The organism is Pseudoalteromonas sp. SG41-2 (assembly GCF_014164535.1).
Classification (GTDB): domain Bacteria; phylum Pseudomonadota; class Gammaproteobacteria; order Enterobacterales; family Alteromonadaceae; genus Pseudoalteromonas; species Pseudoalteromonas rhizosphaerae.
This window is the reverse complement of record NZ_JACJFK010000037.1, coordinates 15376-27137: the sequence shown is the minus strand read 5'-3', so window position 1 is coordinate 27137 and position 11762 is coordinate 15376. Positions and strand designations below refer to the sequence as shown.

At 41.6% G+C, this 11762-nt stretch carries 14 protein-coding genes; 4 read left to right on the top strand and 10 right to left on the bottom strand.

The genetic code is table 11. The annotated features are described in order from the left end of the window. Positions 1–205 precede the first annotated feature (205 nt). From rpsI to zapE, 3 genes are all read right to left on the bottom strand, one after another. Positions 206–595 carry a 30S ribosomal protein S9 gene (rpsI, locus tag H5186_RS20690; RefSeq protein ID WP_016710054.1) on the bottom strand — a complete coding sequence of 130 codons (390 nt, stop codon included), beginning with the start codon at positions 593–595 and terminating at the stop codon, positions 206–208. An 11-nt stretch (positions 596–606) separates the two neighbouring features. Next, positions 607–1035 carry a 50S ribosomal protein L13 gene (gene rplM, locus H5186_RS20685; RefSeq protein ID WP_002957960.1) on the bottom strand — a complete coding sequence of 143 codons (429 nt, stop codon included), beginning with the start codon at positions 1033–1035 and terminating at the stop codon, positions 607–609. Between the two features lie 310 nt (positions 1036–1345). After that, on the bottom strand, positions 1346–2434 hold the full coding sequence (gene zapE / locus H5186_RS20680; protein WP_149980601.1) for a cell division protein ZapE: 1089 nt from the start codon (positions 2432–2434) through the stop codon (positions 1346–1348). Positions 2435–2584: 150 nt separating this feature from the next. Between zapE and H5186_RS20675 the strand changes: the two genes are divergently transcribed. From H5186_RS20675 to H5186_RS20665, 3 genes are all read left to right on the top strand, one after another. Further along, complete coding sequence (locus H5186_RS20675; protein ID WP_145236792.1) at positions 2585–3025, top strand: YhcB family protein; 441 nt, start codon at positions 2585–2587, stop codon at positions 3023–3025. A gap of 209 nt (positions 3026–3234) precedes the next feature. Continuing rightward, a complete protein-coding gene (locus tag H5186_RS20670; protein ID WP_149980600.1) occupies positions 3235–4587 on the top strand; it encodes a Do family serine endopeptidase in 1353 nt (450 codons plus the stop codon). 102 nt (positions 4588–4689) lie between these two features. Beyond that, positions 4690–5772, top strand: coding sequence for a trypsin-like peptidase domain-containing protein (locus tag H5186_RS20665; protein WP_149980599.1), 1083 nt, complete (start codon positions 4690–4692; stop codon positions 5770–5772). 85 nt (positions 5773–5857) lie between these two features. On the opposite strand, the gene murA is transcribed toward H5186_RS20665, so the two are convergent. Genes murA through mlaF form a run of 7 tightly spaced genes read right to left on the bottom strand, consistent with a single transcriptional unit; the run spans position 5858 to position 10518 of the window. Then, positions 5858–7117, bottom strand: coding sequence for a UDP-N-acetylglucosamine 1-carboxyvinyltransferase (murA, locus tag H5186_RS20660; RefSeq protein ID WP_145236783.1), 1260 nt, complete (start codon positions 7115–7117; stop codon positions 5858–5860). A gap of 13 nt (positions 7118–7130) precedes the next feature. Continuing rightward, entirely contained in the window at positions 7131–7388 is a 258-nt protein-coding gene (locus H5186_RS20655; protein WP_149980598.1) for a BolA family protein, read from the bottom strand. Between the two features lie 5 nt (positions 7389–7393). Next, entirely contained in the window at positions 7394–7687 is a 294-nt protein-coding gene (locus H5186_RS20650; RefSeq protein ID WP_182719514.1) for a lipid asymmetry maintenance protein MlaB, read from the bottom strand. Further along, entirely contained in the window at positions 7680–8354 is a 675-nt protein-coding gene (locus tag H5186_RS20645; protein WP_182719515.1) for a phospholipid-binding protein MlaC, read from the bottom strand. The genes H5186_RS20650 and H5186_RS20645 overlap by 8 nt, the downstream gene beginning before the upstream one ends. Before the next feature lie 6 nt (positions 8355–8360). Further along, complete coding sequence (mlaD, locus tag H5186_RS20640; RefSeq protein WP_149980595.1) at positions 8361–8909, bottom strand: outer membrane lipid asymmetry maintenance protein MlaD; 549 nt, start codon at positions 8907–8909, stop codon at positions 8361–8363. A gap of 14 nt (positions 8910–8923) precedes the next feature. Further along, positions 8924–9703 (bottom strand): lipid asymmetry maintenance ABC transporter permease subunit MlaE, encoded by a 780-nt coding sequence (mlaE, locus tag H5186_RS20635; RefSeq protein WP_145236765.1) that lies wholly within the window; start codon positions 9701–9703, stop codon positions 8924–8926. Further along, a complete protein-coding gene (mlaF, locus tag H5186_RS20630; RefSeq protein ID WP_182719518.1) occupies positions 9703–10518 on the bottom strand; it encodes a phospholipid ABC transporter ATP-binding protein MlaF in 816 nt (271 codons plus the stop codon). The genes mlaE and mlaF overlap by 1 nt, the downstream gene beginning before the upstream one ends. Positions 10519–10773: 255 nt before the next feature. Here mlaF and H5186_RS20625 point away from each other — a divergent pair, with 255 nt between their 5' ends. Then, positions 10774–11745, top strand: a complete 972-nt coding sequence (locus tag H5186_RS20625) for a calcium/sodium antiporter (RefSeq protein ID WP_149980594.1) — start codon at positions 10774–10776, stop codon at positions 11743–11745. Positions 11746–11762 lie beyond the last annotated feature (17 nt).

Here is an 11762-nt window from a genome sequence, read left to right as displayed (position 1 = left end):
CGTTGGTCAGGAAAGTCACGAGATTGGTCAATGATAAACGAAGTAAATTTGAATCCTGAGAAAAAAGAAGAAATGCGGGCGGCATAAAATTTAACTTGAGGCGACAACTAACTTGAAAAACTCCGTACCCTCGCTAACTTTTATAACCCCAAAAACAAAAAACCCAGCAGAAGCTGGGTTTTTGAAATTCTTGATAACGTAAATATTAACGTTTTGAGAACTGTGGACGCTTACGCGCTTTCTTAAGACCCACTTTCTTACGCTCAACTTTACGTGCATCACGAGTAACGAAACCTGCTTTACGAAGTTGTGGACGTAGTGACTCGTCAAACTCCATAAGTGCACGAGTGATACCGTGACGGATAGCACCAGCTTGACCAGTAGTACCACCACCAGCAACGGTGATGTAAAGATCAAACTTTTCAGTCATATCAACAAGCCCTAAAGCTTGACGAACAACCATGCGTGCTGTTTCGCGACCAAAATACTCTTCTAAAGAGCGATTGTTGATTACGATGTTACCAGTGCCTGGGCGTAAGAATACGCGAGCACTTGAACTTTTACGACGACCTGTACCGTAGTATTGATTTGCCATGTTAGTGCTCCTTAAATGTCTAGAACCTGAGGCTGTTGTGCAGCATGGTTGTGCTCAGTACCTGCGTAAACTTTAAGTTTACGGTACATTGCGCGGCCTAAAGGACCACGTGGCAACATGCCCTTAACAGCCTTCTCGATGATCATTTCAGGCTTTGCAGCTTGAAGTTTATCAAAAGTAGTAGACTTAAGACCACCTGGGAAACCAGAGTGAGCATAGTACACTTTATCTTTGAACTTGTTACCAGTTACAGTAACTTTCTCCGCGTTGATAACGATGATGTAATCACCAGTATCTACGTGTGGAGTGTACTCAGCTTTGTGCTTACCGCGTAGGCGATGAGCGATTTCAGTAGCGATGCGACCTAAAGTTTTACCTTCAGCGTCAACTACGTACCAGTCACGTTTTACTGTTTCTGGTTTAGCAACAAACGTTTTCATTTATAAAAATCCAATGTTTTTCAATTAAAACCACAGGTAATTATTATTAATTACCGCTCTAAATGTTTGCTCCAACCCCTTCGAGTTTAAGACTTTTGCGCCATTCAAAAGAGGCTAATCTAATGAAGGCAATAGAACGCAACGTGGCAGACGCGGGAGTATACCAGCACTTTTACCACATTGCTACTCGACGGTTGTTTTTTCCACAAGAAAATTGTTCGATAAGCGATAAAATTAAAAACTGTACTTGTGTTAAGTTAAGTACAGTTTTGATTTGTGTCTAACTTACGACTTATAACTTACAGCTACATTAAACCAAATGCTCTCTTGCTAAGTATTCTAACGACTGCATTTCTTGCAATCGACTAATACAACGTCTGAACTCAAAGTTAAGATTGCCTTGCGTGTAGAGTTCCGTAATCGGTTTTTCAGCAGAAATAATAAGTGTGACGTGGCGTTCGTAAAACTCATCGACTAACGCAATAAAGCGTCTGGCGGCATCATCGTTATTTTGGCCAAGCTGTTTTACGTTCGATAAAATAACAGTGTTATATAAACGGCTTATTTCCATATAATCGACTTGGCTACGTGCGGTTTCACACAACTGAGAGAAATCAAACATCACAATACAATCAGCGACCTTACGGGTTTTGATCATTCGCCCTTCAATTTCGATGGGGTGATCGAGTTTACCAGGCTCTGGAGATAACTTATCAAAATACTCAAACAGATTTTTATCGGCTTGTTCATCTAATGGGCTATGAAATATCTCTGCTTGCTCTAAAGTACGCAATCGGTAATCAATGCCAGAATCCACATTCACAATCTCAGTGTTTGCATTAACAAGTGCAATTGCAGGTAAAAAGCGAGCACGCTGCAAACCATTTCGATATAACTCATCAGGTATAATGTTAGACGTTGCCACTAACACAATGCCGCGCGCAAATAAGGCTTCCATTAAACCACCAAGCAGCATGGCATCAGTAATGTCTTGCACAAAAAATTCATCAAAGCAGATAATGTCGGTTTCAGCTTTAAAAATATCAGCCACAACTTCTAAGGGATTAGCCGTTTTGTCTAATTTTTTTAGCTCTTCGTGAACACGGTGCATAAAACGATGAAAATGCACGCGCATCTTGCGTGTTCCCGGCAGCGCCTCATAGAAGGTATCAACCAAATAGGTTTTACCACGCCCTACTCCCCCCCAAAAATACAAACCTTTTATAGGCGCCGTGCTATTTTTATTAAATAGTTTAGAGAACCAGCCTTTAGCTGCGGGCTTTTGTGCTGTTAAGTCATCGAAAAGCCTTTGTAGATGACGTACTGCATTTTCTTGTGCAGCATCGTAAACAAAGTCTTCACGCTGTAAATCTTGTTGGTACTTTTGCCAAGGAGTCATAGATAGTTACAATAAAACACGGTTTAATTTACGCAATATGTTAACACGCATCGTAACTCGGGGTATATTAGCAGCAACAGGATTTATTCTTGAGTACGCAATCTAGGCGTTATTTTATTTTTATGTATTAATTCCCAAAGGGGTAGAATTATGGGTACAGTTACTTGGATCGGCATTATTGTTATTGTGGCAGTAGCTGCATTTTTCCTTGGCGCCTTCGTCACTAAAAAGCAATTTAAGCAAGATGAATTAGAGCAACAAGCAGAACAAGCTAAAAATGCATTAGAGCAATACCGTCAAGATGTTGCAGATCATTTAGCAAGCACTGGTAGACTCGTCAACAAAATGAAAGACAACTACGACCAATTGTTAAATCATGTTGATGAAACTAACAAGCTGCTATTAGCTGATAAAAAACAGCATCCTAACGAACCATTCTTTTCTAAAGAAACGACAGAGCAGCTACAACGCTCACTAAAAGAACGCCAAAGTGACCGTTCATCGGCACATGCTCAACCGGCTGATTATGTATCAGGTGAATCAGGCTTATTCGCTGGCGAACCAAAAGTAGCCGAGCCTGACAAAGTTTAATTAAGGTTTCAGAAATTTCTAAAGCTTCTTGATGAACTTTTTTTTGACCCCATAGTCTGTTTATAAAGCAGCTTATGTTTTACATGCATTTCAAAACATTCCAAAAGAGCGAACCTACTTTAAAATGTTTTGAACTAAATTGATAAAAGGCTGCTTATGCAGCCTTTTTTGTTTGTGCTTTTTCCTGTGATGTGGAGTAAACCCTGACTATGAAAATGAAATTATCGTTAATCAGTGCAGCAATGTTATCTGCCAGTTTATTATTAACCCCTGCAGTATCAATGGCTAAGATGCCTATCGCAGTCAATGGTCAACAATTACCGACGTTAGCGCCGATGCTAGAACAAATAACACCAGGCGTTGTTAGTATCCAAGTCTCCGGTTCAAAGGAAGTCCGTCGTCGCGCTGATCCGCTTGATTTCTTTTTTGGCAATCCGCAACCGCGTAGCCAAAAGCGTGAATTTAGTGGTTTAGGCTCAGGCGTTATTATTGACGCCAAAGAAGGCTACGTCGTTACCAATAACCACGTAGTTCAAGATGCTGAAAAAATGTTGGTTACTCTTGAAGATGGTCGTGAATACGAAGCAACTAAAATCGGTAGTGATAAAGAATCAGACATCGCGTTATTAAAAATTGATGCCGAGGATTTAGTCGCCGTTAAACTGGCAAACTCAGATCAACTACGAGTGGGTGATTTTGCAGTAGCAATTGGTAACCCATTTGGTTTAAGTCATACCGTTACCTCAGGGATTGTTAGTGCAATGGGGCGCAGTGGTTTAAATATTGAAGGTTATGAAGATTTTATTCAAACCGATGCTGCTATTAACCAAGGTAACTCAGGTGGTGCGCTAGTTAACTTAAACGGTGAGCTAATTGGTATTAACACGGCCATTTTAGGTGCATCGGGTGGCAATGTTGGTATCGGCTTTGCAATCCCATCCAATATGATGAAAAATCTTGTTGACCAAATTATTGAACATGGTGAAGTACGCCGTGGCTCACTAGGTATTTCTGGGCGTCCACTGGATGCAGGCCTTGCTAAAGCACAACAGCTTGATGTAAAACAAGGCGCTTATGTTATGCAAGTAATGGATGATTCTGCCGCCAGTGAAGCGGGTATTAAAGCTGGTGACGTAATTATTAGTATTGATGGTAGTGAGATCAGCGGCTTCCATGAACTGCGCAGTAAAATTGCCACCCTCGGTGAAGGCAGAAAGGTAAAATTAGGTATTTATCGTGATGGCAAAGTACAAACCGTTAAAGTGACCCTTGATGGCGCATCAGCACTAACCGCAGCCGGTGATGAACTACACCCAGCCTTCCAGGGTGCAACACTTGAAAACACCCAAAAGAATGGAAATAAAGGGGTTGAGGTGACAACTGTTGATCCGCGTTCACCAGCAGCTAGAGTCGGCCTTGAAGAAGGCGACGTGGTAATGCAAGTAAACCGTCAGCGTGTTGAAACAATTAGTGACATGAATAAGATCATCGAAAACACTAAAGGTAACATCGTGCTTGGAGTACAACGCGGTCGTGAATCGGTATTTGTTTTAATTCAATAAAATAAATATTAGGTAAATCGCATAAATAATAGCAGTGGTACTTGCCGCTGCTATTTTTTTTGTGCCATCATTAGAAGATCGCTCATTAAGAATAAGAACATTGTGCTGAAATTTTTTAAGTTTGTCCTTCCCCCGCTATTTGCCGGACTCGGTATCGCATTTTTGGTAGTATTTTTTAGCCCAAATATGCGTGCAACGCTGTTACCCAATGTCCCCTTACCAAGTGCTATGAGTATTGATCATTTGAGCTTTGCCGATGCAGTACAGCGCGCAGCGCCATCTGTTGTGACAATCATTTCTGAGAGCATTTCAAAGGAACCTCGTTATAAACGGCAAAACACCGTGCAAGAACTTGGCTCCGGTGTGATCATGTCAAGTGATGGCTATATTCTTACCAACTATCATGTGATCAATAATGCTGATCAAATTATGGTGCTGCTTACTGATGGCCGCCGTTATTTTGATGTTCAGCTCATCGGCTTTGATACCATCACCGACTTAGCACTGTTGAAAATTAACGTTGAGCACTTGCCAGTTATCCCAATTAGTGAGCGTTTTACGCCTCGCGTGGGTGATGTGGTGCTGGCGATTGGTAATCCGCTGAATCTAGGGCAAACAATCACCCAAGGGATCATCAGTGCCACGGGTAAACAAAAAATTACCGATAGTCCTTATAATAGTCTGCTACAAATGGATGCGGCAATTAATGTCGGCAACTCAGGTGGCGCACTGGTAAACTCTAATGGCGACTTGGTTGGGATCACCTCAGCACAATTTAAAACCCGAGAGAACCTCGATATCCAAGGCATATTCTTCGCCGTACCGTACTCGTTAGCAAAAGAGGTAATGGATAAACTGATCCGTCATGGTCGTGTTGTGCGTGGTTACTTGGGCTTCACAGGTACTGCCGTTGATAGTACCGGTAAAGAAGTGAGCGATAAGTTCACCCCTATTGCTGGATTGCGTATAACCAACCTAGATCCATTAGGTCCAGCATGGCAAGCTGGTATTAAAGAACAAGATATTGTGATTAAAATTGGCGGTGAAGATGTCACTAACCCACAAAAAACCTTAACCAGAATTGGTAATTCAGAGCCGGGCCATGAAATAGAATTTGAACTTTATCGAAATGGAAAAGTACTAAAAGTGATGGTGAAGGTTGCAGAGTTAGAGACTAAACTATAATTTTAGTTGCAAGGTAAAAGGTAAAAGGTAAAAGGTAAACAAGGTTTTCGCTTGAACCTTGTTACCTGAACCTTTCAACTCGTATTTAACTACTTCGGCGTTTGATGTTTGCACCTAACGCGCTGAGTTTATCTTCAATCCGTTGATAACCACGATCAACGTGGTAAATTCGGTCAACAACCGTTTCACCTTGTGCCACAATCCCCGTTAAAATTAGGCTCGCTGATGCACGTAGATCGGTTGCCATTACTTGTGCGCCACTCAAACTCTTAGTGTCACCACAAATTGCCGTATTCCCCTCTAAACGAATGTTAGCACCCATACGTTGTAGTTCTGGCACATGCATAAAACGGTTTTCAAAAATCGTTTCGGTAATGGTTGCGCTGCCATTAGCTACTACATTTAACGCAGTAAACTGCGCTTGCATATCGGTAGGGAAACCTGGGTGTGGCATGGTTTTAATATTAACGGCTTTGAGCTCACGGCCACGCATATCAAGATAAATACTATCTTTATGTACTTCAATCAACGCATTAGTTGCACGCAATTTTTCAATCACAGGCTCTAAACTATGAAAATCGGTAAGCTTACATAGCACTTCGCCACCCGCCATTGCTGCGGCCACTAAAAATGTGCCAGTTTCAATCCGATCTGGCAAGATGCGATGCTCACAACCATGCAGCTTTTCAACACCTTCAATTTCAATACGGCTAGTGCCTGCACCGCTAATTTTTGCGCCCATTGCTGTTAAGCAAGCAGCTAAATCTATAATCTCTGGTTCACGCGCCGCGTTTTCTAATACGGTTTTGCCGTCAGCTAAGGTTGCGGCCATTAATAAATTTTCGGTCGCGCCAACGCTGACCATTTCCATGTAGATTTCAGCACCTTTTAAACGCCCATCTACCTTTGCATTGATATAACCATTTTCAACGCTAATAACAGCGCCCATGCGCTCCAAACCTTGAATATGAATATCAACCGGGCGAGCACCAATTGCACAACCACCAGGAAGCGATACTTGTGCTTGACCAAAACGAGCAACCAATGGACCTAATGCTAATACTGACGCACGCATTTGTTTGACTAACTCGTAAGGGGCCAATGTTTTATCAACTTTGCCACCATCAATAACGAGCTGTTCGCCGTGCCAGTGTATTTCTGCGCCGAGGGTTTTTAATAATGCTTCAGTAGTGCCGATATCACGTAAACGAGGAACATTATTAAAGGTACTTTTACCGTCAGCTAATAATGCTGCAAACAAAATAGGTAAAGCGGCATTTTTAGCGCCAGAGATAGTGACTTCACCGGCAAGTCCGGTTCCACCCTGAATTACAAATTGATCCATGAGGAAACCTTTTTTATTGAGGTAAAATGAATTTTTGTTCGCGCTTCCACTCAGTAGGTGTAAATGCACGGATCGAAACTGCGTGGATTGTGCCGTCAGAAATGGTGTTCATCAACGGACCATATACCAGCTGTTGTTTTTTCACTCGGCTTAACCCATCAAAACAATCGCCGACTGCGATAACTTCATAATGACTACCGTTGGCTTTCACATGTACTTCAGCTAATTGCAATTCGTCGCGCAATAAGGTTTCGACTTGGCTTGTTTCCATAACTCTCACTCAAATAGGTTGGTAACCTGTCCCAACTGCATCAACTTTTGCAGTTGTTCAGGAATATTTTGCAATTCAAGGTGAACACCTTGCTGCTTTAATTCTGCGAAAGAGTGAATTAACCAAGCTAAGCCCGCCGTGTCAACCCTAGACACCTCAGAAAGGTCAAAATACCAGTTTTTATGGCTAGTTTGTGAGTTTTTATTCAGAAGTCGTTCAGCGGAAATTGAATTTCGAGTCAATTCACCACTGACTCGATAGTGCTGTTCGTCAAGCTGAGTAACCGTTACTTTACTCATTACCGCCGTCACCTCTAAATTGCACTGGCAACTTACTTTTCTGTTCAAGTAGGTCACTTACATGGTTAATACCTTGCTGGCGCAAAATGCCTTGAAATTCACTTTGCTTGGCATCTAATAAACTAATGCCCTCAGCAACCATGTCATAAGCACGCCATTCGCCATCGCGATCTTCACGTACTTTAAAATCAATTTTAATTTCCGGCTTACCTGGCTCGACAATTTTGGTTTTCACTAATACAAGGTCTTGTCCTGCAAACTCTTTGCTTGCACCAAACTCTACTTTTTGGTTGGTGTATTGGGTAAACACGCCAGCATAAGTGGCGATTAAGTATTCTTGAAACACATCAATAAAGTGTTTGATATCCTCAACCGCTTGCTTTTGCTCAGCAGGATCTTTAATCGCACGCACTTTTGATACATGACTTCCTAATACACGCAGTGCAGCATATTTATAATCAATGTAAGGCATCAACTCTTCTTTGACGATAACCCGTAGATGCTCTTTATCTTTTTCGATTAAAGGCTGGTCACGAGTAATACGTTGAAAAGTATTATCAGATACTTGGCGGACCATTTTATATGGGTCTGTTAAATCGACCGCATCGCTTGCTACGCTAATGGCACTGAAAGTCAGCGCAACTAAAATTAAAAATTTCTTAAACATAATTACTTACTCGCCGCCTTGATTGAATAAAAATTGCCCGATTAACTCTTCAAGCACCAATGCTGATTTCGTGTCAGTGATATAGTCGCCATCATTTAAGGCTTTGCTTTCAACACCAAATAACTCGTCTAACCCTAAGTTTTTATCATTACTTGTTACCGCAACACCTAAACACGCTTGTTCAGCTGATTTTGGGGCAATGACAGGGTTAATCCCTAAATATTGCTCACCTAGGATGCCTGATGTCAAAATTGAAACTGAGCTGGTATCTGAAAAACGACATTTATATTGCGCATCAATCGTCATATCAACAACTGGCACAAATTCTTGTGGGTGAATTGAAATACCCTCAACTCGACCAACCACTACACCACCTACTTTAATCGGCGCACGTGTTTTTAATGAACCAATGTTTTCAAACTTGGCTTTCAATAAGTAAGTTTCGCCGTTGCCGCTGATCCCTGCATTGGCAACTTTTAACGCCAACATAGCAAAAGCTGCTATGCCTAGCGCAACAAAAAAACCAACTAAAATTTCTAATTTCCGTGAATTCATTATCTATACCTTTATTAGCTAGTAAACATTACCGCTGTCAAAATAAAATCAAACCCTAAAACAGCCAAAGATGAGTGTACAACTGTCTCTGTTGTTGCTTTACTGATCCCTTCAGAGGTCGGTATACAATCGTAGCCTTTATAAAGCGCAATCCATGTAACCACGATGGCAAATACAAAACTCTTGATCATGCCATTTAAAATATCTTGCTGAAACGATACTTGTGACTGCATGATTGACCAAAAACTCCCCGTATCTACACCCAACCAATCAACACCCACTAAATGAGCACCAATAATTGCAACTGCTGAAAATATTAACGCCAGTAATGGCATACTGATAAAGCCCGCCCAAAAGCGTGGCGCGATAATACGTTTAAGAGGGTCAATGGCCATCATTTCAAGACTTGATAACTGCTCAGTCGCTTTCATTAAACCTATTTCAGCGGTTAATGCACTACCAGCTCGCCCGGCAAACAATAATGCTGTAACAACAGGGCCTAACTCTCTGAGTAAACTCAATGCTACTAATGGACCTAAGCTGTCCTCTGCACCATAACCAACTAGTACGGTGTAGCCTTGCAACGCCAATACCATACCAATGAATAATCCCGACACCATGATAATCAATAGTGACTGCGAGCCGACCATATATAATTGTCGTATTAAAAGCGGCGTGCCTTTTCTAAAATTAGGCAAACTCCATAACGCACCTATCAACATCTGAGTGGAGCGACCAAGTGCAGCAAATCGTCCTAACGTTTTATGACCTAGCATTTGCAAAAAATCAAACATCAGCGGCGCCCTCCCAGTAATTCTTGTTGATAAGGTTGAGCAGGAAAATGAAACGGCACTGGGCCATCAGATAATCCTTTTAAGAACTGCTGAACTAGGGCCGATTCATGATTACGCATTTCATCCGGTGTACCGCTACCAATAACGCCTTGATCGGCAATAATGATAACGTGATCGGCAATGCTCATCACTTCTGTTACATCGTGAGTTACGATTAATGATGATAATCCAAGCACTTGATTAAGCGATTTAATCAACTTAACTAATACCCCCATGGAAATTGGGTCTTGGCCTGCAAATGGCTCATCATACATAATTAATTCAGGATCAAGTGCGATTGAGCGCGCTAATGCAGCACGACGTGCCATACCACCTGACAGCTCAGAAGGCATTAGATCTTGTGCGCCACGCAAGCCAACAGCTTGTAATTTCATTAGCACCACAAGGCGAATTAAATCTTCACTTAGACGAGTGTGTTCACGCAGCGGAAAAGCGATATTGTCAAATACTGACATATCGGTAAATAATGCGCCGCTTTGGAACAACATACTCATTTTGGTTCGCGCCGCATAAAGCTCTTTGCGCGACATGGCAGGAATGTTATTACCTTCGAATAAAATAGTGCCGCTATCTGGTTTTAATTGACCACCAATTAAACGCAACATGGTGGTTTTACCAATTCCGCTTGGTCCCATAATTGCCGTAATTTTTCCTTTCGGGACACTAAAGCTCATATTTTTATATATGCAGCGATTGCCCCTAGAAAAGCTTACATCCTTGATTTCTACTATTGGTTGCGACAAGTCGCTCTCCATTACTATTTTCACTAGTTCACCTATTTTAAGCGTTTTTACAGCAAGATGGAAAAAACAAATCGTAAAATTTTGTAATATTCTATGTAATAGCGCTGCAAACCTTACAGCAGTAGGCTTAACCGTCGCTTAAATAATTATTCTCAGTCCAAATCAGGCCATAATCTAACAAGCTACGCAGATTCTTTTATTTATACTTTCAGGTTGGCTTTTGTTACTATTTGCAGTCATCTCATTTTGAATAATTGGCGTAACGTAATGGTGACTTCTTTTGTCATTTTAATTCTCGGATTTGCAGCTCTAGTTTGGAGTGCGGATCGCTTTGTTTATGGTGCTGCGGCACTGGCAAAAAATTTCGGTGTTCCTACTCTTATTGTTGGCTTAACCGTTGTTGCGATGGGCTCGTCAGCCCCTGAAATGATGGTCTCAGCATCAGCTGCGCTTGCCGGTAAAACTGACACTGCCGTGGGTAACGCCGTTGGCTCAAATATCACTAATATTTTACTTGTTTTAGGTATTACCGCGCTATTGCGCCCACTCTCAGTATCATCAATGACATTAAAACGCGAAATGCCGCTTGTACTACTAGTGTCAATCGCTGCCTGGTATGTATTTTCTGATAACTACTTTTCATTTGCTGAGGGCGTTGCATTAATCATTGGCTTTGTGGTCTTTATTGCGGGCTTAGTTATTATTTCTATTCGCGCTAAAAACCAAGCTGATGACCCATTTGTAAGTGAAGCCTGTGAAGACGTACCAGATAACGTGCCCACCAAATCGGCTTTATTTTGGTTAATTATTGGTATGATATTACTGCCTGTCAGCTCACATTTTTTAGTTGGCTCAGCAGTTGATATAGCCAAATACTTTGGCCTAAGTGATTTAGTAATAGGGTTAACCATTATTGCTATTGGCACCAGTTTGCCTGAGCTGGCAGCCTGTATTGCTGGGGTATTAAAAAACGAAGATGATTTAGCACTGGGTAATATTGTTGGCTCAAATATATTTAACATTTTAGCTGTGTTGCCACTGGCTGGGATTATCAACCCTTCAATTATTGATCCTTCAGCTGCAAACCGTGATGCCTTAATAATGATTGGTGCCACCATAGCCCTTATTGCTATGTCCTTGAGTTTTAGGGGCACAAGACGCATTAATAGAGTTGAAGGTGGCCTGTTATTGGTCGCGTTTTTAATCTATCAAGGTTATATTTTCAGCCAAGTTGCTTAATGCTAGCCACAAAATGG